The 22,517-nt window shown below is 39.3% G+C and carries 21 protein-coding genes, 1 tRNA gene and 1 pseudogene; 9 read left to right on the top strand and 14 right to left on the bottom strand.

Annotated elements, in window-relative coordinates; translation table 11 throughout:
* Nucleotides 1–109 precede the first annotated feature (109 nt).
* From EYS08_RS04030 to EYS08_RS04015, 4 genes are all read right to left on the bottom strand, one after another.
* Nucleotides 110–1,090: a glycoside hydrolase family 43 protein gene (locus EYS08_RS04030; protein WP_131028556.1), complete on the bottom strand. Its 981-nt coding sequence runs from the start codon at nt 1,088–1,090 to the stop codon at nt 110–112.
* Nucleotides 1,091–1,472: 382 nt separating this feature from the next.
* The gene (locus EYS08_RS04025; protein ID WP_131028555.1) at nt 1,473–2,174 is read right to left on the bottom strand and encodes a DUF3823 domain-containing protein; all 702 of its coding nucleotides are present in this window, start codon (nt 2,172–2,174) and stop codon (nt 1,473–1,475) included.
* A 12-nt stretch (nt 2,175–2,186) separates the two neighbouring features.
* On the bottom strand, nt 2,187–4,091 hold the full coding sequence (locus EYS08_RS04020) for a RagB/SusD family nutrient uptake outer membrane protein (protein ID WP_131028554.1): 1,905 nt from the start codon (nt 4,089–4,091) through the stop codon (nt 2,187–2,189).
* A gap of 19 nt (nt 4,092–4,110) precedes the next feature.
* On the bottom strand, nt 4,111–7,314 hold the full coding sequence (locus EYS08_RS04015; RefSeq protein WP_244215848.1) for a SusC/RagA family TonB-linked outer membrane protein: 3,204 nt from the start codon (nt 7,312–7,314) through the stop codon (nt 4,111–4,113).
* Between the two features lie 799 nt (nt 7,315–8,113).
* Here EYS08_RS04015 and EYS08_RS04010 point away from each other — a divergent pair.
* From EYS08_RS04010 to EYS08_RS03995, 4 genes are all read left to right on the top strand, one after another.
* Nucleotides 8,114–11,284 carry a ligand-binding sensor domain-containing protein gene (locus tag EYS08_RS04010; RefSeq protein WP_131028553.1) on the top strand — a complete coding sequence of 1,057 codons (3,171 nt, stop codon included), beginning with the start codon at nt 8,114–8,116 and terminating at the stop codon, nt 11,282–11,284.
* On the top strand, nt 11,269–12,093 hold the full coding sequence (locus tag EYS08_RS04005) for a response regulator transcription factor (protein ID WP_131028552.1): 825 nt from the start codon (nt 11,269–11,271) through the stop codon (nt 12,091–12,093). Before EYS08_RS04010 ends, EYS08_RS04005 begins: the two co-directional genes overlap by 16 nt.
* Before the next feature lie 69 nt (nt 12,094–12,162).
* Complete coding sequence (locus EYS08_RS04000; RefSeq protein WP_131028551.1) at nt 12,163–12,609, top strand: DoxX family protein; 447 nt, start codon at nt 12,163–12,165, stop codon at nt 12,607–12,609.
* Nucleotides 12,610–12,781: 172 nt separating this feature from the next.
* Nucleotides 12,782–12,866 (top strand) — tRNA-Ser (locus EYS08_RS03995).
* A gap of 773 nt (nt 12,867–13,639) precedes the next feature.
* Here the strand turns inward: EYS08_RS03995 and EYS08_RS26595 are convergent.
* From EYS08_RS26595 to EYS08_RS25640, 4 genes and pseudogenes are all read right to left on the bottom strand, one after another.
* A pseudogene (locus EYS08_RS26595) lies at nt 13,640–13,777 on the bottom strand (hypothetical protein); the annotation flags it as partial.
* A 20-nt stretch (nt 13,778–13,797) separates the two neighbouring features.
* Complete coding sequence (locus EYS08_RS25645; RefSeq protein ID WP_165456366.1) at nt 13,798–13,971, bottom strand: hypothetical protein; 174 nt, start codon at nt 13,969–13,971, stop codon at nt 13,798–13,800.
* A gap of 98 nt (nt 13,972–14,069) precedes the next feature.
* Nucleotides 14,070–14,372, bottom strand: coding sequence for a recombinase family protein (locus EYS08_RS03985; protein ID WP_131028550.1), 303 nt, complete (start codon nt 14,370–14,372; stop codon nt 14,070–14,072).
* Nucleotides 14,369–14,527, bottom strand: a complete 159-nt coding sequence (locus tag EYS08_RS25640; protein ID WP_165456365.1) for a hypothetical protein — start codon at nt 14,525–14,527, stop codon at nt 14,369–14,371. The genes EYS08_RS03985 and EYS08_RS25640 overlap by 4 nt, the downstream gene beginning before the upstream one ends.
* A gap of 137 nt (nt 14,528–14,664) precedes the next feature.
* Between EYS08_RS25640 and EYS08_RS03980 the strand changes: the two genes are divergently transcribed.
* From EYS08_RS03980 to EYS08_RS03965, 4 genes are all read left to right on the top strand, one after another.
* Nucleotides 14,665–14,940 carry a hypothetical protein gene (locus EYS08_RS03980; RefSeq protein WP_131028549.1) on the top strand — a complete coding sequence of 92 codons (276 nt, stop codon included), beginning with the start codon at nt 14,665–14,667 and terminating at the stop codon, nt 14,938–14,940.
* A gap of 17 nt (nt 14,941–14,957) precedes the next feature.
* Entirely contained in the window at nt 14,958–15,944 is a 987-nt protein-coding gene (locus EYS08_RS03975) for a hypothetical protein (protein WP_131028548.1), read from the top strand.
* Nucleotides 15,945–16,030: 86 nt separating this feature from the next.
* A complete protein-coding gene (locus tag EYS08_RS03970) occupies nt 16,031–16,324 on the top strand; it encodes a hypothetical protein (RefSeq protein ID WP_131028547.1) in 294 nt (97 codons plus the stop codon).
* A 38-nt stretch (nt 16,325–16,362) separates the two neighbouring features.
* The gene (locus EYS08_RS03965) at nt 16,363–16,962 is read left to right on the top strand and encodes a hypothetical protein (RefSeq protein WP_131028546.1); all 600 of its coding nucleotides are present in this window, start codon (nt 16,363–16,365) and stop codon (nt 16,960–16,962) included.
* Between the two features lie 14 nt (nt 16,963–16,976).
* Here EYS08_RS03965 and EYS08_RS03960 read toward each other — a convergent pair whose 3' ends face one another.
* The 4 genes from EYS08_RS03960 to EYS08_RS03945 all read right to left on the bottom strand — a co-directional run bounded on the left by EYS08_RS03960 (nt 16,977) and on the right by EYS08_RS03945 (nt 19,548).
* Complete coding sequence (locus EYS08_RS03960; protein ID WP_131028545.1) at nt 16,977–18,017, bottom strand: hypothetical protein; 1,041 nt, start codon at nt 18,015–18,017, stop codon at nt 16,977–16,979.
* 64 nt (nt 18,018–18,081) lie between these two features.
* Nucleotides 18,082–18,354 carry a hypothetical protein gene (locus EYS08_RS03955; protein WP_131028544.1) on the bottom strand — a complete coding sequence of 91 codons (273 nt, stop codon included), beginning with the start codon at nt 18,352–18,354 and terminating at the stop codon, nt 18,082–18,084.
* Nucleotides 18,355–18,406: 52 nt separating this feature from the next.
* Nucleotides 18,407–18,961 (bottom strand): hypothetical protein, encoded by a 555-nt coding sequence (locus tag EYS08_RS03950; protein ID WP_131028543.1) that lies wholly within the window; start codon nt 18,959–18,961, stop codon nt 18,407–18,409.
* A 2-nt stretch (nt 18,962–18,963) separates the two neighbouring features.
* Nucleotides 18,964–19,548 carry a hypothetical protein gene (locus tag EYS08_RS03945; RefSeq protein WP_131028542.1) on the bottom strand — a complete coding sequence of 195 codons (585 nt, stop codon included), beginning with the start codon at nt 19,546–19,548 and terminating at the stop codon, nt 18,964–18,966.
* Nucleotides 19,549–19,829: 281 nt separating this feature from the next.
* Between EYS08_RS03945 and EYS08_RS03940 the strand changes: the two genes are divergently transcribed.
* Nucleotides 19,830–20,771, top strand: coding sequence for a TRADD-N-associated membrane domain-containing protein (locus EYS08_RS03940; RefSeq protein ID WP_131028541.1), 942 nt, complete (start codon nt 19,830–19,832; stop codon nt 20,769–20,771).
* Nucleotides 20,772–20,777: 6 nt separating this feature from the next.
* Here the strand turns inward: EYS08_RS03940 and EYS08_RS03935 are convergent, their stop codons facing one another.
* Together EYS08_RS03935 and EYS08_RS03930 are read right to left on the bottom strand one after the other, a co-directional pair.
* Complete coding sequence (locus EYS08_RS03935; protein ID WP_131028540.1) at nt 20,778–21,710, bottom strand: putative phage abortive infection protein; 933 nt, start codon at nt 21,708–21,710, stop codon at nt 20,778–20,780.
* 236 nt (nt 21,711–21,946) lie between these two features.
* Complete coding sequence (locus tag EYS08_RS03930) at nt 21,947–22,435, bottom strand: hypothetical protein (protein ID WP_131028539.1); 489 nt, start codon at nt 22,433–22,435, stop codon at nt 21,947–21,949.
* Between the last annotated feature and the right edge of the window lie 82 nt (nt 22,436–22,517).

The following is a 22,517-nucleotide window of genomic DNA, read 5'->3' as shown; positions in this document are numbered from 1 at the left end:
AATTCTTACGTCTTTTATATTTTTTTCAGCGGCATTCGTTAATCTTTAAAAAAAGCGATTTCTTTTCTTAAATCGGCCTATTTTTATCTCAATATTTCTACAAAAGCAATCAATTAATCCTTTGCATTAAAAACCGAAAACTTTCAGGGTCGATCTGCATGCGAAAACGCTCATTTTTGTCGTTTATAAAGGCGGCTTTGATTATAGCTGTAGCTCTTGGCGATACTTTACGATTTGAGTGATGCGTATGGAAAACATATTGTAATACTCCGTTTTTATCGATAAAGAAATCGCCGTGCCCGGTGCCGTTTATCTGCAATACCTTTTTACTGATGATCGGGTTGCCCTGATATTTTGTCCAGGGGCCGGTAGCTGAGTTTGAGGTAGCATAACCCACGGCATAATCAGGATTTCTGAAATCATTTGCCGAATAAAAAAGATAGTAAAGATTTTCCTTTTTGATTACCGTTGGGCCTTCGGTTACCGGCCAATCGGTTTTCGCTGTATTTTCCCAGGGTGCTGTTCCTGATAAACAAAATTTTGTTGTTTCGGGGATTACATCAGAAAAATCATCTTTCAGTTGTGCTACAAAAATCTTGTTGCCCTGATCGAGCTTAACATGGTAAAGGTAGTTTTTCCCATCTGTATCGGTAAATACAAAGGGATCGATCTGTTTCCCTGTACCTGATATTGCTTTTAATTCTTCCTGAACAAAAGGTCCTGCCGGGCTATTACCATGCGCAATGGCAATCTGCTCATCTGCGGTATAGGCCATAAAATAGGTTTTGCCTCTTTTAAATACCTGCGGCGCCCAAAAACCCTTGTTTCCAAAGGCATCGCCCTTTTTTAATGCAAACCCCTTATTTTTTCCGGTCGGTTTAGTCCAGTTTTTAAGGTCGCTCGAAGAATAGACCAGAAAACCTTTATCGCCACTTGTACCATACAAATAATATACACCGCCATCCAAAAAAATGGTTGGATCGGCCAGGTAAATGGTATCATTCAATGCCTTTTTGTACGGATTGGCAAATGCTTGCTGGTCTATAAAAAACACTGACGTGCTTAAAAAAAAGGCGAAAAGATATTTCATTTAATAATGATTTGCTAAGGGTAAGATACTGATAAGCCAGAATGTTCATGGTATAAATGCCATCCTGAGAAATAATTTATTTTATAAAAATCAATATTATTGACATAGTTTTAAGAGAATGAATAGCCTCGAAGTGTCGTCATTGCGAGAAGGCTTTTTCAGCCGACCAAGCAATCTTTATAGCAGAAATTGCTAGCATGAAAGATTGCTTCGTCGTTCCTCCTCGCAATGACGACCCTTATACTGGAATCTGCCAATGATCGCTTGTCGAAGGACTGGCTTAAATATATTTATTAAAGCGTTTTGACAAGCGCTCCGTAGGAGTCCTTTGGACAACGTGACAAATTCCATTTAGATTTACCTTCTAAAACACCTTCCTTGGTTAAAAACTTATTTTGGTTACAGGCGTAAAAATCAGGTCGTCTACTCCTGCAATTTTAACCCCTATCCTGGCGAAAACATAATTTTGTGTCGGTACAATTGTAGGAATATTTACACTCATATTTAAGTTATTCAGGTCGGCAAGCGCTGCACCCGTAAGTTGTTGTATCGCAATGTTATTGCCCCCATCTACAAACTGTGTTTTGTTGATATAAAGCGATACACTTTCTATATCCTTTGCATTGGCATCAGTGATTATTTTTTCCAGTTTACAGAATCCGTTCACTTTTCCAGATGCAGCTGTTAAACTAGCGCTTCGGATCATGTAGTAAGGCATTACTTCTATATCCATCACCTTGTTACCGCTAATATTTACCGCTATGGTATCTTGTTTACCGGCTGCATTTTTTTTCCACAAAAACGGCCCCTGGTTTGGAGAGAAAACCAGTTTATAGTTCCCATCAAATAACTTAGCCGAAAAATTGCCATCCTGGCTAACGTTTACATTTAGTGCGGAGTAATTGCCAAAGCCAGATTGCCAAAGTTCAAAATTTACCTGGCCGTACTGCACATTGATTGCTTCGCCCTGATATACGATCCTTCCTGTAAAATCGGCCGCAGGTGCCTCATAATTATCCTTTTTACAAGAGGAGAACAACACTGCTATAATTGCCCCTATGATGAAATAAATTCTATTTTTCATGTCTGTATCTGATTATTGATTAGGGTTTCTGATAATTTTCGGGTTGCCATTAAGTACATCCTGCCCGATTGAAGAGTAGTAATTACCGATACGAAAGCGGTGCGCTGCAGTTACACGGCTAGGTTTAATCACCTTAAAAATATATTTTAAATGATTCGCATTGCCCGGATTATAGTATTTATATGGCCACAAGCCAAACACCTGTGTACTGGTGCGGGTTGCGCTACCGATATTGCTGGCGTTGGTAAAATCAGCAACCGACATATTGTTGCCGTTCCATACTTTATCGGCCAGTCTCCAACGTTTCATATCCCAAAGCTGATGTCCTTCAAAAGCAAATTCTACTTTACGTTCGTGTACGATCCGGTCGAAAGTAATATTGGCCGGACTCAGTGCTGTGGTTAACCCCGCGCGGTCTCTTACCGGCTTGATATAATTGGCTGCAGTAGCTGCATCGCCTAATTCAAAAGCAGCTTCGGCGGCATTTAACAATACCTCGGCATAGCGGTAACGGATCCACCATACATCGCTTCGGGTACCAATCTGCCCTGAACCTGTAGCAGGATCTAAATATTTACGCACGTAAAATCCAGATTGTGCGCTAAATTCAAGTCCATCAACAGGACCATCACCGCCCACTACCTGCACCGAACCCGGGTTACCGGGAAGTACATTGCTTTTACTCTGCGCAAAATTGTCGCCTGTTACAATTGTACCATTGGCCAATTGATAGCCCGCCCATATATCAACCGTTTTACCTTTAAACTGTGTTCCGGGAAGAATTACCGTACCTGCTAAACGTGCATCGCGGTCAGCAAAAATATCGGTGATATTGGTGTAATAAACCGGGTTTCCGCTGCCATCAACAGCAGCTAAAGAGGCATAGGTATTATCTAATTTTTCGAAAGACTGCACCAGATTTAATGAAGGATTTAACCTTCCTCCCTGTGCTTCTTCGGCTGAAGAGCGCGGTTGGTTATCGATTGTAAAACCATGTACTTTATTGGTTTTCAATTTAAAATCTTTAGCAAATATTACTTCCGGATTGCTGCCTTTATCGGTAAAAAGGGCTGCAAAATTATCAGATAGATTTGGGTTCTTTTTATAAAGCGAATATTTACCACCATCGATAATTTCTTTTGCGGCATTTAAGGCTTTGGTAAAATAACCACTGGCCATTGCTGCAGGAATGCCAACCTCTCCACCTGGAAGGGTTAATTGGGCATTGCTATATTTTGCAATAGAACCTGCATAAAGTGCAGCTCTCGATTCCATGGCCAGGGCCGCAGCTTTTGTAGCCCTGCTCTGCACGGTTGCATTATCTGGAAGTATGGTTTTAACGGCTTCCAGTTCTGCAATCACAAAATCGTAAATTTCAGATTCCTTTGCCCTTGGGTATTGCAGGGAACTTGGATCTCCGCTATAATCGTATGCCAGGGGAACAGTAATCAGCGGAACACCGCCCATTCTTTTTACCATCTCGAAATAAACACCGGCCCTGATAAAACGCGCCTCAGCTAAAAAACGGTCACGGTCTTCGGCCTTTAGAGCGGTCGCTTCCTGCCCACGTTTAATAAACAGATTCAGGTCGTTTACCAGCCTGTAAACGCCTATATCCCAGTATCTCCATGCATCGTATCCATATTCTAAATTCTGGTGGCGACCGTAATCACCGCCTGCAGAGGCAAAACCCTCATCGAAATCGGCAAATAACCACCACGATTCGATACGTTGAAAATCAGGGAAACGATCGTACAGATCGCCAACCACAGTAAGCACCAGGTTAGGATCTTTCCACACTGCATCAATCGGCAGGGTACTGGTAGGTTGCTTATCCAAAAATTCGGAATCTTTTTTACACGACTGCGCAAAACTTAAACATGCAATGGCAGCAAATGCGTATATATATTTTTTCATTTGATTAGTCTTTTTCATGTTATAGCGATAATTTAAGACCTATGTTAAAGAACTTGTTCTGTGGATATTGCAATCCATTGTCGTCTGCAATTTCAGGATCTACACCATATTCTTTCAGGTTATCGATAGAAAACAGGTTATACCCGTTTACATATACCCTTGCATTCTGGATCTTGATTTTTTCCGCCCATCTTTTTGGCAAGGTATAACCAATTTCAAGTGTACGTGCCCTTAGATACCTCACATTGTGCAACCAGAAAGTCGAGTTTCTGGTGTTGTTACTGTGGTCGCGGTCGTTAAAACGGATTGCAGGATATTTACCGGCCACCCATGGACTGTTCAGGTCGTAAAGATTAGTGCGGTGCCAACTGTCATCAGCAAAATTCTGCAGCAAAGCACCTCCGTTCTGGAATGCCCAACGCTGCTCCCAGTTCTGGTTCCAGGAGTACATGGCACCACCAGAAAAATCGGCAGTAAAATCGAAGTTTTTATAGGAACCCCCAATGGTGAAACCAAAGCCAACATTTGGCTGCCCCGCTGTGGTATAACCAATCGGCCTTTCATCTAAACCATTAATAACCCCATCGCCATTCTGATCTTTATAAATTAAATCACCGGGCAATAAAGAACGGTTGCCTTTTCCATCGATGTTAACTTTGTAATTATTGATCTCATCGATACTCTGAAATTGACCGGTTACCTCGTAACCCCAGAAAATATCGGCATATCTATCGGTACCATTACTTCTGTAATTCTCCCACGAGTTGCCAAAACGTGGCTTATATCTTTCTAAAAGCTTCTTTCTGCTAATGGAAATGTTTCCGCCAACATTGTAGTTAAACTCACCGATTTTATCTCTGTAGTTTAAAGAGAATTCACCTCCAAACTGTGCATCGCTCTCCAGGTTTTCAACATTTAAAGGATATCCCAGTTCAATAGGAACAATTACGTCATTTTTAATGGCGGGTAAACCCGAACGTTTTCTATAAAAATAATCTGCTGTTCCAGAGAGTTTACTGCCGAACATCGTAAAATCCAGACCGATATCGGTAATTTTGCTTTTAAACCAGCTCAGGTTATTGATAATAGGACCTTTATCCCTCGAAGTGGTGATGTTTTTTCCATCCAATATCACGCTGCCCTGGTTGTAGTTATAACCCGGGATATATGCAAAAGGATCGATACCCACATCATCATCACCCAATACCCCATAAGAAGCACGAAGTTTCAAATCATTTAAGATGTTGCTTTCGCCCAGAAGTGATTTCATAAATTTCTCTTGCGTAATTCTCCATCCAATTGATGCCGAAGGGAAATAACCAACACGCCTGTCTGGTGCAAATTTCCAAGAGGCATCTCTACGACCGGAAAGCTCCAGGTAATATTTGTTATCGTAGTTGTAATTTAACCTACCCACGTAGCCGATACGTGCCTGTTCTTCCTGTATATCAGCAAAATCCTGCCCATCCATATCGGCAAACTGCAGCACAGGTAAAATATTAGTTTGTGGTACAGCGTGTTGAAAGGTATAAGTTCTAAAACGGTCTAAACGCTCAGCTACCAATACCCCACCAACGGTATGTTTGCCAAAAGTGCGGTTATAATTGGCCTGAAGCTGATAGGTATTGGTGTATACTTTTTCATTTCTACGCTCTCTGTATGGGTTTGAACTGCCTACTTTTTGTTCGTAAATGCCCGTTTCCGGATGGTAGGTATACACATTATAGGTATACTCATGTCCATTAATTACGTTATCGGCAATGTAATAAGAATATAAACCTTTTATTTCCAAACCCTTTATAGGCGTTTCATAAGAGGCTGATAAATTGGTCTGCAAAACCCTCCAGTCTGATTTCCAGTAACCACTTAGCGCTTTACTCTGCACGGCAAACTGCTCGGTATTGTGCCCAATATCATTGGGATAATTCGGATTGCCATTGGCATAAGCCTGTTCAGTTGGTCTGTTTCTCAATAAAGCAAAACGTGCAGCCCAGTAATCATCGCCTCCTGGTACGCCTGGCTGATCGCGGCTTTCGATACGGCCATTGATGAGCATACCTACTTTAAAACGGTCGGTTATTTTAGCTTCGATATTACTCTGGATATTGGTCCGGTTAAAATCGAATTCCCTTGCTTTTCCATACACCCCTTTCTGATCTAAACGGGTAGCAGAAAAGTAATAGTTTACCCTGTCACTTCCACCAGAAGCACTTAGGTTTACTGAAGTTTGGGGTGCGTTAGGTGCAATGATAATGTCTTTCCAGTTCTGGCTTTGATAGCCATATTCAGTACCTGCTTTCCATTTATCCAGTTCGGCCTGGGTAATACTGGTTGCCCCGTTCTGGTTCATTTCTGCAGTAGCCTGTCCCACTTTCCATTGGTAAGCATTGGTCGTTTCCGGGAAACGCACCCAGTTTTGCCAACCCGTGTAAGCATCAACGCTAAAAGTATTGCGGGTACTGTTTTTTCCTCTTTTAGTGGTAACCAAAATTACACCGTTTGATGCCCTGCTACCATAAATAGCAGCCGACGCATCTTTAAGCACACTAATACTTTCGATATCGTTAGGAGAAATATTATTGAACTGGCCGGCATCCTGTTGAATACCATCAATAACATAAAGCGGATTACCCATATTACGGATCTGAATATTGGCGCTCGCCCCTGGTCTTCCATCAGGCATCCTGAAAGATACGCCTGGTAGCTTCCCTGCTAAACCTGTACTCACCGTTGAACCGCCATGCACTTTTTCAAGATCTTTGCTGCTGATTGATGAAATGGCGCCTGTAATGGCCTCCTTTTTCTGCGTATTGTAGCCTACCACAACAACCTCTGACAGATCGTTATTTGATGGCTTAAGACTAACATTTATTTGTGTACGACCAGCTAATGCCACTTCCTGATTGGCATATCCCACATAAATAAAGATCAGGGTAGCATTTTTATCGCTTACCTGAATCTTGAATTTTCCATTGCCATCGGTGGTTACCCCTGTGTTGGTACCCTTAACTTTAATACTGGCGCCAACAACCGTTTCACCCTTCTCGTCGGTTACTGTTCCAGTAACAGCTGTTTGCTCCTGGGCACTGAGCTGAAAGGAAAGTAAGATTAAGGTGATGGAAGTAAAAATAGCGGAGAGGACTTTGCGTTTCAAAAACATTTTTTGAAGCGGATACCAATCCAGGAGGACAAAGCCACCATAAGAGAATAAACTTCTTTTCATATTAGGTTAGGGATTTGGTTAGTTAAAGAGCTAAATGGATTTAGTTCTATTTAATTCTTATCCAAAGATTCGGTTTTTAGCTTTTCAGAGGGATACGCATTTGTATCAATCTTTCTTCATTTTGTCTCGATTTGTATTTAAGGAGTCTGTTTAGCCACGGAAACTCAGAAACACGGAAAATGCCGTTCAATGCGTCATCCTGAGTTTAGCTCAGGATCTAATAATAACAGAATAGTATGATAGATACTGAAACGAGTTCAGTATGACGACCTCTCTATGGGAATCAACCTTTCAGGAAGCAATCTTGTAATGACGACACCTCCCTGCGGCCACCATCTGGGCTAACGCTCGTTTCTAACGAGCGTTGAATAGTTTGTCGTTTACAAACGATAAAATCGTTTATCTATTTAAGCACTCGTTAGGAAACGAGCGCAGGCAATTACGTGCAAAGTCTTAATGCAGTAGCTTCGCGTTAGGGATTGTAAGGGGTCAGTACCGATCCTTCATCGGTACCGGAGCGAAGCGCAGCCCTGAGCCCGAACTTTGCGCAGCTTAGGTAACGCACAGATTAGTCTGCAATTAGCAGTCTTCAGGTCTATAACAAAGCCTAATACTCAGATTAAATTGCAATTGGCAGTTTACAAGTTTCAGGTCTATAAAATTGAGCTTCTTAAACCATTAAGACTTTACCAAATAAAAATGGAATCTGTCTCAATCTTTCTACTTATCCGCTCAAATTCAATTTAGCCTGAAAGCAAAGCATTTCTTTAATATATTTGATGCAGCTGACCAAGATATCTTGAAAAAACTCTTCATCCTTTTATGCCTGTTTTTTTCGGTCCACCTGCTGTGGGCGCAGCCTTATTATTTCAGGCATTATCAGGTAGAAAACGGGCTTTCTAACAATACGGCCTTTTGTAGTGTGCAGGATGGAAACGGTTTTATGTGGTTTGGCACAAAAGATGGCTTAAACCGGTTTGATGGTTATTCTTTTAAAACCTATCGCCACGACCCAGACCAGGCTGGCAGTTTAGGCAACGATTTAATCTATGCACTTCACCACGACCGGGAGCAAACACTTTGGGTAGGCACCAACAGCGGCGTTTACCAATACAATCCGGCAAAAGAAAGCTTCAGCATCATCAAAGAAACCAAAGGGATGCGGATTATAGATCTGGCCAGCGATCAGCGTGGAAATTTATGGATCTTGTCTTCATTCAAAATATACCTATATCAAAAGCACAGTAAGAAAGTACAGGCTTTTACCCATAATGCACCTTTTGATGCCTCACTGGTAACGGTTTTAAAAGATGGCAGCGTATGGATCAGTACCGGAAAGGGGACGCTGGAAAAATACAATCCAAAAGCGAATAATTTTCAGCGTTTTAACATCAACGGTAAAAATGCAAAAATAGAATACGGCTGGGTATCCAGAATTGCGGAAACCGAAAATGGCAATTTATTGGTCGGCACCACCAATCAGGGGGTCAAGCTCTTTAATCCGGTAACCTTGGCATCAAAAAATATACTGCGGTTAAACGACGACCAAACACCAATTTTTGTACGGGATATCAAAAAAACAGGGCCTCATGAGTTTTGGATTGCCACCGAATCGGGCATTTACATTTACAATGACGAAAACGGCGCGATTATACATATTAAAAAACAGTACAATAACGATTATTCTTTAAGCGATAATGCCGTTTACACCATTTGCCTTGACCGCGAAGGAGGCGTTTGGACAGGCACCTATTTTGGCGGTGTAAACTACTATTCGAGCCATACTTCCCTGTTTACCAAATACTTTCCTCAAAAAGGCACAAACTCGATCAGTGGAAGCGACGTAAGGGAAATTACCAGGGATGGCAACGGAAATTTCTGGATCGGTACGGAAGATGCGGGGCTGAACAAACTTGACGTAAAAACAGGAATATTTAAACACTTTTTGCCTGATGGAAAACCCGGAAGCATTGCCTATTCCAACATCCATGGTTTATTGGTTGACGGTGACAAACTCTGGGTTGGCACTTTCGAACACGGACTGGATGTTTTAGACCTGAAAACAGAAAAGGTAATCAAACATTACCAGGCAGGTGTTGGAAATGCCTTACGCACCAATTTTATTGTTACTTTCTGTAAAACACGGTCTGGTGAAATTTTAGTTGGGACCATTAATGGGATTTACCGCTACAACCGCAAACGCGATGATTTTGAGCCTATTGCCGGCCTTCCCTTTATTTTTTACTATTCAATTATTGAAGATAGCAAGGGCAATATCTGGGCAGGCAGTTTTAATGATGGTTTATTTCAGTTTAACTTATCCAAACCCGGATATGTGAACTACCGAAATAGCCCGACAGATGCGAAAAGTTTAAGTCATAACACCGTAAATAGTGTTTTTGAAGATAGTAAACAACAGATTTGGGTAACCACAGACGGTGGTGGACTTTGCAGGTTTGATCAGAAGACACATCAGTTTAAGCGTTACGGCATAAAAAATGGTTTTCCCAGTAATTACCTTTTCCGCATTGAAGAAGATGCTGCAAATAAGTTCTGGATTAGCAGTACCAGGGGACTTATCCATTTTGACCCCTCCACGGGTTTAAACAAAACCTATACTAAAGCCAACGGATTGCTTACCGATCAGTTCAACTACAGTTCTGCCTATCAGGATGAGGATGGCCGAACCTATTTTGGGAGCGTAAAAGGGCTGGTCAGCTTCAATCCGGCCAATTTAAAAGCAACATCATACGAAACCCCTGTATTTTTAACCGGCTTCCAGATCAACAGTTTAGAAATAGGTTTAAATGGGGCAGATTCTGTTTCTGATCAGTCGATCGTTTATGCCGATACCATCGAACTGAACTACAACCAATCTTCTTTTAGTGTCGATTTTGCGGCATTAAGCTATCTATCGCCCGAAATGACAGAGTATGCCTATAAAATGACCGGGCTTTATAAAAACTGGGAATATTTAAAAACCAACAGGAAGGTTTATTTTACCAAACTTGCCCCCGGGAATTATATTTTTGAAGTGAAAGCATTGGTTGAAGGAAGTAGTACCTGGAGCACCAAAAATGCGAAATTACTGATCAAAATCCGACCTCCTTTTTACCTCAGCCCTATCGCCTATCTACTTTATCTGATCGCGGCAGGTGGAATTATCTTCTTTCTGGTACGGAGTTACCACCGAAAAATTGCGTTAAAAAACAGCAGGCGGATGGAAGTTTTTGAGCATGAAAAACAAAAAGAAGTGTATCAGGCAAAAATCGAATTCTTTACCAATGTTGCCCACGAAATCAGAACACCGCTTACACTGATTATCGGCCCGATGGAGAAACTGATTAAACAGGCTGATGCCGTGCCGGCAATAGAAAAGAATTTACGGATTATGGGTCGGAACACTGATAGGCTGCTCAAATTGACTAACCAGTTACTGGATTTCAGAAAAACTGAAACCAGTGAATTTTCATTAAACTTCGTAAAGGCCGATATTTCAGAAATCCTGAAAGATGTATTTCTTCAGTTTCAACCTGCTGCAGAACAGCAAGACATTAAGTATAACCTGCATTTACCTGAGAAAAAACTCTATGCTTATATAGACGTTGAGGCTTTTTACAAAATGATCAGCAATTTGGTAGACAATGCCATTAAATACGGAAAAACAACGGTAGGGATCAATTTATCACTGCAGGAACGCGACAAATTTGCAGTGATGGTAAAAAACGACGGCCATAGAATCCCTATAGAAATTAAGGACAAAATATTCGAACCTTTTTTTAGAGGTAAAGAAACAGAAATAAAAGCCGGAACGGGAATAGGTTTATCGATTTCAAAATCACTTGCTCAACTGCATAGCGGCGAGCTTTATTTAGATTTTAATGATCATGATTTTAATATATTTGTATTAGAATTGCCTATCCATCAACTTATAGAATTTAACCTGAACGGAAAATGGAAGAAATTGTAGGCAAGCTGACCATAAAAGATACTGAAGATATGGAAAGATCTGTAGTGTTACTGGTTGATGATAATGAAGATATCCTTGATTTCATTTCAGATGATCTGGAAGAAAAATATCATGTACTACAGGCCAGAAACGGTATCGAGGCATTAGAAATATTACAGCGTGAAATTGTTCAGCTCATCATTAGTGATGTAATGATGCCGGAAATGGACGGTTTCGAATTTTGCGCAAAAGTCAAATCTACCTTAGAATTCAGCCATATTCCCGTTATCCTGCTTACCGCAAAAAATTCATTGCAATCTAAAATTGAAGGTTTGGAACTGGGTGCCGATGCCTATGTAGAAAAGCCCTTTTCTCCCGAGTTCTTACAGGTACAGATTTCGAGCCTGATTAAAAACAGGAACAAGATCAAAGAGTATTTCGCGAGCTCCCCCCTGCTTCACCTTAAAAGTATTGCTTATTCAAAGGCAGACGAACTGTTTTTAGAAAAATTACAGGATACCATTAACAAGAATATCAGCAATCAGGATCTGGACGTCGAACATCTGGCAGAAAAGATGAATATGAGCCGGCCAACCTTATACCGGAAAATTAAATCCATTTCTAACCTTAGCCCCAATGAACTGATTAATTTGGCAAGGCTAAAAAAAGCCGCCGAGCTTTTAAATGAAGGGGTACTAAAAATTTACGAAATCTCAGAAATGGTCGGTTATAGCTCTCAATCTCATTTTGGAAGGAACTTTGCCAAACAGTTTGGCATGTCGCCAACTGATTATGTAAACAGTAAAACTATTGATAAAAAAAAGCCTTAAAATCAAATAGTTAAACATTGTTATTTTCTTAATTTTTCCGTAAATTGTCATAACCAAAATATAGAAGTTATGAACATGCTTAAGAAAATCCAGACCTGGGGCGATCACCATCACCCAAAATGGTTAGACTATTTTAGAATCTTATTAGGCCTTATTTTAATTTGGAAGGGTATTGATTTTTACATTAATATGCAAGCCTTTAGTAATTTAATGAGGGGCGCTTTCTTAGGCACAGCTGTGAGCATTAGCTTACTAGCACACCTGATTATTATGTTGCACCTAATTGGAGGTTTAGCCATTACCCTGGGCACACATACCCGTGTATTCTGCCTGGTTAATTTACCAATATTGATCGGGGCCGTATTCTTTATAAATATTTCTGGTGGTATTTTTAAACCCTATTCAGAATTTTGGTTTTCGGTCTCGGTATTAACCGGACTCGTTTGTTTTGCAATTGAGGGAAATGGTATTTTATCGGTAGAGCGGGAAAAAATTTATCCTAAAGAGGCGCTATAGTTTAAACATAAAGTCCAAAATTGCACCTAAAATAGCCATTATTGGCCCTTAATTTGTTTTTTTGAAAGTTTTTATGCGACCTAACTAAATGATTAGCAACGCTTAAAATATTTATGCAAATATTTGAATGGAAATCATTTGCAGATTTGCGCCAAGTTCGTACTTTTGCAGCGGAGAGCTGGCAGAGTGGTCGAATGCGGCAGTCTTGAAAACTGTTGACTGTAACAGGTCCGGGGGTTCGAATCCCTCGCTCTCCGCAGTAGGAGAATGACTTCTCAAAGTGATAGGGTTGCTCGATTTCGAGCAACCCTATTTGCTTTAATAACAGTAAGTTACATTTTAAATCTGGATTGACCGAAGGTGTTCTAAACATCCCATTTTTATATGTGAGATTATCTTTGAACACCTCTCTAATCATCGCATGCTTCTGTCCGAGCGGCGCATCAATATAGACCTGATGCAGGTTCAACATATACGGTAATACCAATAAATCCTGCTGAATGTTGTCAGCTAAGCTATTCAGACTTTCGATTTCATCATTCAATTTACCCTGCTCCCCTCTAAACTTCTGCATGTTCCTTTTGTAGGTATCATCATTAATCACATCAGAAAAAAGTTTTTCCTCTACACTGGCAATCATTACTTCTACCCCCTGTAATTGCTGCCTAAGTACTTTTAACCTATTTTCGTTTGATTTCAGGATCTCTTTTACTTTTCCTGAAACCAACTCCACAACTTCATCTACAAAAGCCTGAGTAAAGCTTAAATGCCGCAACAACTCCTCAAATTTTTCGTGCAACTCAATTCCGGATATGTTTACGTTGGAATGATCCAAACAGCGGTAATACATATATTTCTTTAACCTTCCTGTACTCCATCCAGCGGTTAAGTTCCTGCCACAGCAAGGGCTTTTAATAATTCCCTTCAGTGGAAATTCATCTTTTGGCTTGGACTCCTTTCCCCTTTTATTTCCGTTTAGCTTAGCCTGCACCCTATAATAGAGTGATTCCGGTATAATTGCTTCATGAACCCCTTTCACCAGCTTTTCAGGCAGCTTGCCATAAGCGCAGACCCTTACCAGTCCGCAATACAATGGGTTATTAAGTGCGCGAAAAATGGCACTGGCAGAGTGATGTGGAAACCCAAGCTTTTTAACCTCTTTGTGAATTATATAATGAGGAATGCCATTCAGATAATCCCTGTAGTTTTTTCTATAATGAATACCTTAGATTCGTCAATCTGCAAGATCATTTTACCATCAGTGTGTTTACCATTGATATAGCCATAAGGTGCTTTATTAAGGTACCTACCTGATTCCTGTGCATGTCGTGCGCTTACTTTCGCCCTTTTTCTGATGGTCATTAATTCCTGATTGGCGATCAGGTATTTGAAGGCCCGGAGCAAAAACACTGAGGGATCACTGGTGTCAATGTCCAATGGCTCACTTACCGCTATTACTTTCAGATCATGCTTTTCTCTAAAAATTCGATCTTTTGCAGTGCTTCGGGCAGGTTACGGCTGAATCGGTCATGGTCAAATATGACAAGGTATTTAACTGATTTTTTATTCTTTTTAATGAAATCTTCAAGTGCTTTATAATCCGGCCTGTCAAAGGTATAGCTGCTTTCCCCGTCATCTATAAAGAGCGAGCCAAGCTCAAGAGCATTGCGATCACAGTAATCACGGATGCTTTTCTCTTGATAGTCCAGTGAATGGGTGGACTGGTCTTTTTTACTGATTCTTATATAGCCTATGGCATTCATTTTCTATACTTGTTTAATAGGTTTTCAAATACGATATCTGCTATTAAATTTACGAAAATTTTATCGCTACCTATAGGATTTTCTTCGTTTTTAGGCTCACGGATAGGCTTTTTGTGCTTGGGCTTGGGTTGCCTTCTGATTGTTATTTGTTTCATAATGTAAGATATTAACTTAAGTAGGGACCATTACAAAGTGTATCTATCAATTTATGAAAATCTGACTTTTGCTATAGTAGAGTTTTCAAGGTTAGTATTGTTTCGCGGATTTGTTACCTTTAAACAAACAAACAAGTATGACTTACTATCAAACAGTTAAGGAAACTGCAAAAGACCTTAAAAAAGATTTCAAAGACCTATCTACCGCAGATGCGCTTCTGATTGCCGCCAAGATCGAGCAAGCGGAATTGATTGCTGGAGCGATAAAGGACGGCTTACTGGTTAATACTTCGCACAAACCTGTAGCATTGGAGGCAATTGCAATGCAATTGGGGTTTAAAGGTAATATGTCCGGGACCGACTTGACTGAGGCTGTGATGTCAATTCATGAAGCTATTTCAGACAAAGATTAACATTTTCAATCACCTGGATGACATTTGACCAAGACTCTCAATGGCGCTTCAATATTGCTGACAACTTACTTAATAATGCGAGTGACATGATTCATCACGTTGCAGAACACCTTTCATATGGGCGTAAACCAAGGTACTATGATATTCACCAGTTGAAAATGAATTTAAGTTCTATTCAAAATGCATTGGAATGCCTGCTCAAATTTCGACTTGCCTGGTATGATTGGCGCTTAGTGGTCAGCGACCCCGTGAAAATAGATAATGCCGCAATCAAGTCGGGCGATTTCAAAACTATCACTTTCGACGATAGCCGAAAATTGTTAAAAAAGGCACCCTTTAGCATTGATCTGAGTCAGCTGAAAGCAAAGCCATTATATGAGCTAAGGAATAACCGACATAAACATACTCACTACCACCTTGAGTTAGACGAACAAAAATGTCTGGAACTGATAGCGTTTGGCATCGACTTTTGCCTTGAATTTTATGCCGATCAGGTCTATAAACAGTTCTATGAGGAATTTGATCGGTTTAAAAAAATTGACTTAATGTTGAGAGACATCGACTGTTATACTGCAATCAGAATTAAAACAGCTAAAAAAAAGCAACCATATTTTCAGGCTCCATTGACTTCTTATTTTGATTGTTGTCCTAACTGTGAACAATCTGCTCCCGTCATCAATTCTCCTGACACAGTAATGTGTTTATATTGTAAATCAGAGGATCAAATTTATTATGTAGCCGAAAACGTAGGATCAGGGCTTAACGAGTCTGCAGATCAAACACAGCAATGTCCTGAATGCCTTTATCAGAGTATGGGCGTAATTAATTTAGAGCATACACCTGAGTCGTGGCAATGTGTAATGTGCGGGTACTACACTAATGTTCCACAGAATTTCAATTATATACTCGGCGGCTTACAAAAGAGGAATATTAGCAAACCTGAGAGAAGAAAAAAAATAAGATGGCCGTATTGCACTGAATTGGTTAATCCTCAAACTGGATAAAGAGAGTTATATAACCTCTATCCCATACATTTCCATATAACAAACATAACGCCGTTATCACTTACTTTTTATTTAAATATTACCCAATGGCTCGAAGAACACTCTCCATCCCATACGAAGTTAAAAATGCAATTAAAAATCATTTAAAAGAACACTGTGAAATTGCGTTGGAAGGTTACGAATCTGCCAATGAAGAAGAAGATACCTTAACCGGAGATTTAGGTGCTACTTTAAGGATTAGAAATCAAAAAGTAGAAGTCAAAGAAGCGCAGGCAGGAAATCAAGGAACATGGAATTGGAGTATCAACTATCATAAATTCCGAGGGCGGGGCCAAATGCCACGGAAAATATACTGGGTGCAGATGGTATCTTTGAGCTAACACTTAATGTTGGGAATATAGTTGAAAAAAAATCAATCATGTTTCAGTCGAAAAAAGATTGGGCCTTCGACCAAAATATTTTAGCCCAATCAATAAAGCTGACCAACTGGAGAGAAGCCGCTTTTGTATTGAATTTTACGGATCGTGAATACCAGGCGTTTGATTTGGATACTGTAATCGCTGCAAAGGGAAATAAACCAGCCGCCGAAAAATCTAGCAGTCTTGAATCTTTCTTGGGACAGGATTTTTTAGATTGCATTGTTGGTGATGTAAATCTTAGTTATGATTCAAAGCTAAGGTGGTTAACAATGAATGGCGAGTTCGTAGTTACTAAATTTTCTATACCGCATAAAATTGGCTTAAAAATTACCGCTCCCAACACCGACGGAAACGATAGGAATATCTTAAACAGTGAAGTTTTCCACTACAGGATGGATTCATCTCCCGAGGAACTGCTATCACTTGGATACGGATATACAGAGGCTGAACTTAGGAAAGCTAGGGCGAAAGTGGCTAAAAGCTTTCACCTTGATACTACAGATGTTAAAGATGATTTTTTAATACAGCTTCAAAACATGAGGATGCAGGAGTTTAACAACGCTTTTGACGAATTAAAAGTTAAGTTTAAAAAGCCCTAAAATTATTTCATGTTCTATGGCAATGGTCTTTCCCAATGGGCTAGATTATGTAAACTTGTATCTTCGGGAATAACAAGGAAACTGGAAATTAGTGGAGGTTTGCCTTCAGGTGGTATTGAGGAAATGGTGTTCACTGTTTCATCAAAGACCCAAGCTTCGTCTGGTGTTGCATAAGATTGAAAAAAGTGACAATAGGCCCATTTTAAATCTGGGGCTTTAAATTCAACATTTTCAATCGTATCTGTGATCTTTAACATTCGCTTCATTTCAACTTCTGGGCCGTCAAAAGTTTCCATACCAATATGGATAACAACATTCTGGTTGGGCTGGAATTGTTTGAGTGCAGAAAATAGTTGTTTTTTTATGTCCCTAGCTTTTGCCGATATGGCGTCGGGAGCATCACAATGCCAAAATACTCCGTAAGCGTTGCTAATCTCGCTAACGTATTGATTATTGACTTCACCATCACCTACTTTAATAAAGTTAGCATACATACCTGAAGTGAAGCCCAAGTTATCAGGTGCCTTTTTTCCAATAAGCAAATTGAGCTGTGGCGAATGATGTTTTACAAAAAACTTTACAAGATGTTCATTAATACCCTTAATATCCACAAATGAAATATCAATATCGACTTTCCCCTCATCCGAAATTCGGCCTGGGTTCGATATTGTAGGAATCTTTTCAATTAACAAATCTCTTAAATAAGTGTCAGACAATGATTCCAATTCAACATGAAAAACGATATCAAGCAATAAATTGTGGATGAGTAGTTCTTTGCTGATATAAGAGATCATAACCTGGCGCTTCTTTGTCTCTCTATACGCATATTCTGAAGTCTTTTTTTGCCTTTTACATTCTATATGATATTCCTTGTCACCCTTTTTAGCGAGGAGATCAGGCATCTTTCCTGTTTTGCTTTCTTCTAAAAAATTAACTTCCCAACCGTTTCTTGCCCACATCAATGCTGTGAGCATCTCAAACAATAAAGCATCGGCTTCCGATTTACGGACTTTAATCAGGTTCTTGGCTTTCTTTCGGACACCTTCAATACTCATCAGCAAATCAAAATCCTGCCCAAATCTTTTAAAGATCGGAACGACACGCGCTCCCTGGAAAAATTCATACTTGTAGGGCCGCTTTTAAGAACATTTCTACTAAATATAGGAACCACCCTATCTGGTCATCATTTATCACCAATAATGTCCCTTTGTCCAAAGATTCACTAAAAGGAGCGCCCCCTTTTATTTCGACTGTAATTCGCTGTTCAATGGCTTCTTTTCTTTTCTGCCAGTCCTCATCAGAGAACAGGGACATAAACCAATTCCAGCTCTTTAAAACATCTTTATCCTGGTCTAATGGTATATTGAATTCTTCAATGGGTATTGTTATCATTTTTAAATGTAGACATCTAAAACTGGCCCACAAAATACCGAGTAAAAGAAAATTAGCTAACGCCTATCTTGTCAGCTTCGAGATAACCTATATAACATTCGAGATTACTGGAAACTTTGTCCAATACCTTGAGTAAATAAGGACTAACGGCCTCCATGTTCAAATCATTTGCCAGGGGAAAGCTGTGGTAATCATGCAAATGCTGTTTGATACTGTTGATTTCATCAGGTGATAATTGCCGAAATGGGTTTTCATTCCTATAGTCAGCCATGGGAGACAGGTGTATAAATGCGCATCCGAGCTTGTATACGGAATTTGTCCAACCATACATTGAATTGGCTAAATCAACCATATTACGGTCAGTGATTTGCGAGCGCGTGTTGGGCCATGTCCATTTTTCGTTCTGCAAAGTCTGCCCGATAAAATGCTGTCTTGGGGCTAAATCCTGATTTAAAAGAAAAATAGCCCTAACCATTGAATCCAGTTCTTGCCGCAAAGTAGATATAACCTGGCCATACAGCTGGTTGGTAAACAATAGTCTTCCCGCAGACAAATGGTCTGTGGATCTTTCTCTTAATATTCTGCAAAACTGCTCTGTTGGTGTCATTCTTAACTAGTATGGCTATTGTGTGATTTAATAAATTTGTATACAGCTGTTGTTAGTTTCTGAGCTGATGGGGAAAGATCCTCCCAGCTTGTGATATGGGCAACGGCTGATCTTGCAAAATCAGCTTTATTAGATAGTTTAGGCACTGCGTTTGCTTTTACCTCTGGAAAAATTTTACGTAATTTATCTAAGGTAGTCAACTTCTTTACAACATCAATAAACGGAATATCGACATATTCTTCTTGGGTAACCTCATTAAATTCTAATTCCACAACCGCTTTTAATTTGAAATCTTTTAAGGTTAATTGCAACACGGCAGGCGATAAAAGATTTTCTATTTCGAGCGTATCCAAACAATGGTAATTCTTCCCCAGTTGTTTAGTTAACCCAATATGTCGCTCTTCTTTACCCGAATCCTTGTCATGGATCAGAAATATTCTATTGGTGACACTAGTTGCTAGAATTTTTTCCGAGTTAGTTTCCTCCTCATCAAAATTGTAATGAACGATGTTATTCCCGCCAAATTCCATAAATGAAAAGTGAAGATCTTCCTGAAACACTCTCTCGCCATTTGCCTCGTGTTTCAATTCGGCAAAAATGACTGCGCGTTCGCACTTTAAGCTGATAAAGAAAAAGCGACAGACTTTCTATTCGTTTCATTAACCTTCGCCGAACTTAATAACAATACCTCCAGGTGTGAATACATTTTCTATAATTTTTCTGGAACCTAGTATTTTGTCAAGTGCTTTGTATTAGTCCCGATATTTTCCAGAACATGGATTAACCATTAGTTACAACGAAGAATATTACATATTTTAGTGACCAGATAGTTCCAGCCAATACAAAATCAAATTAATTATCTCAAAAAATGGACGAAGACAAATTACCAGAAGATGAAACGGAACATTTGCGACGTATCCAATCTCGTCTCGAAGGCTTAATCGATGGAAAATCGCATAGAAGCTTAATTATATTATTTGTATTAGTGGGCCTTTTTTCTGGGGCCTACTTGAGTTATACATCTGTCAACTTCGATTATAACAATGAGCAAAGGCTTACGGACTCTCTGGTGATGAATGAGATTCCGGTTGGTAAAAATGGCAGGTTTTTCATTAGTGAATCTCGATTTACTAACGAAAAAGACTATTTAAAAGAGTTAGCGAAGTACCAAAGGATAGAAAGTAGGATAAATGCGAACATTAGGCGAGATCAAATTAGCGACTACAAAATAAAAATGCCCTTGTTTGCCGGATTAGGTGCAATTTTATCAACATTATTATTTGTTTTTTTTACACTATATACTCGTGCTCTCTGGCAAGGTCATTTGAATAGAATTAAGTTAAAACTGAATGAACAAGGTGCCCAGCAACTCAAAGAAAACTTAGAACAGGATTTTTTCAATAAACTGGTAGAGATCAATTTCAAGTACCTGGATCAATATTATCTTCAAACACAGGAACAGGCTGATAAAAGCTTTTGGATTTCTGCCTCTGCTGGGATAGTAGGTTTCATTGTAATGATTACCGGAATTATTATGATGTACACAAACGCATCTAACGTTCAACCTGCATACGTAACTACTGCATCGGGTGTAATCACAGAATTTATTGCAGCAGTTTTCTTTTATTTGTATAACCGGACAATCTTAAAAATGTCCGAATATCACCAAAAACTAGTGATTACCCAAAATATCAGTTTGGCATTGAAAACGGCTGACAGTCTGGATGGAGAAAAATCGAAATCTTTGTCTTTAATTATTGATAGGCTAACTCAGGATGTCAATAGACACTTATCTGGTGAATACGAATAGACCTGCTTAAAAGTTAACCGTTGTCGGCTTTGTCTCTTTAAATGGATAAATTACTGAAGCTAATTCTTCATCAATGAGATTTATGAACACATCGGGTTGTACTTCTGCACGTACAAAATTTTGAAGAATATCATATTCTTTAATTAGATACAAGAAGTTGGGATTACCATATCCCTCAATTAGGCCATTGAATGCTATTAAATATAACTCATCTTGCGAAAGAGATGCCCGTGCGAGGGTAGCATAAAAATTTTTTTCTCCCACCTCGAGTTTCGAGAAGTAGATAAACTTAAAAATGTGGTACAGATGGCGAAAGTAGTGGTTGAAATGACTGGAATACTGATCATAGAATTCTTGATGATAAAAATCTTTTAATACACCTCCTGCATGAAATGTTGTAATGGAATGTCCTTCCCAAGTTTCATTTCTATAAAAACCCCATTCCAGCGATCCTGCAATTTCCTTTAAATTACTTAAGCTTAAAAAGCTAGTTAAACTATTCTTGGCATCTTGAATTACTTTTCTGCCTTTCCCTGTAGGTGTCTGTAAGTTTTTTATTATTTCGTTCTGAAGATTTAGCATATTAAAAAAAGTGTGCTCAAAGCGCTGGGCTCTTAGAGTTTTATTTTGTTCAACTGCTTCTTTTCTAGACTCTCTAGATTCTTCCCGCTGAAGTTTAAGTTCGTTGCGTTGCAGTAAAATAGTCCATATAATTCCACCAAAAGCAAGACCAGAAAATAATGCGTTTACAGCTCCGAACATATCACCGAACGTTCCACGATCATTAATGCCGTCTTGGGGAATCTTATCTCCTAAAAGAACCCAGTTTAACATCCAAAGAGATAAGATTACTACAGTTGTGATAGCTATACTTGTAACCTGCAAAGGTGTTAAAGCACGAACCTTATCATTTGTCTTAATTATTTTCTTTTTCTTCATAAGTGAAATCGCTAATTTAAAGACACAATTTAGTATTATTAATTAAGCACATTTTAGATGAATAGCGTTGTGAAGTTAAAAATTTTGGTAACGCTTTATTCGTGAGGATATAAACAGAGAAGCTGGAGATGCGTTTCATAACAGTAGGAATTTCAAACAAATTGGTCGACAGTAAATAATCATCAATATCAAATACCGCCCTAATAACGAAATCCAGTATTTTCCCGAGTTAAATACTAAATCTTAATTGGGTTTAACGAAGCCTTATTTTCATGGAAACGTAGTTCCACCGGAATGTTGATGCCCCAACGTCCATTAAATCTCTCCTGAATCTTAGCGATCATTTTATTATGCTTTTCAACAAACCCTATTAATGATTTCTGATCTTCGAGTATTTCAGTATCCTTAACTTCGGTCTCAAAAATAATTTTTCCCGCAAGTTTAGATACTTTTAGATCTAAAGAATTTTGCTTAGGCTGCAATGCAGTTACAATCCTGTCTATCATCGTATCGCGGTGATAATCATCAATATTGCTGCTTTGTGGGGCGCTAGGTACCGAAAAATTAGCTGCGTCATAGCTACTAAGTTCGCTTTCTAACGCTTTACTATCTTCAAAGTCTAGAATATAATATTTCTCCTCATCAAAAACATTTTTCACCCAGGTATAAACTTGACTACCATTAATTGTGTTGTAGACTACGAAATCTGATTGGCTATATTTCATTGCTAATTTCTCTTTTACTGAAATAGTAAATATCCGAATATCATTTCGCGTAGACAAGATAATATTTCCCCTGGCAGCAAAA

The sequence above is a fragment of the Pedobacter kyonggii genome, assembly GCF_004310665.1.
GTDB classification, from domain to species: Bacteria; Bacteroidota; Bacteroidia; order Sphingobacteriales; family Sphingobacteriaceae; genus Pedobacter; species Pedobacter kyonggii.
This window is presented reverse-complemented; position numbering and strand designations above follow the sequence as displayed.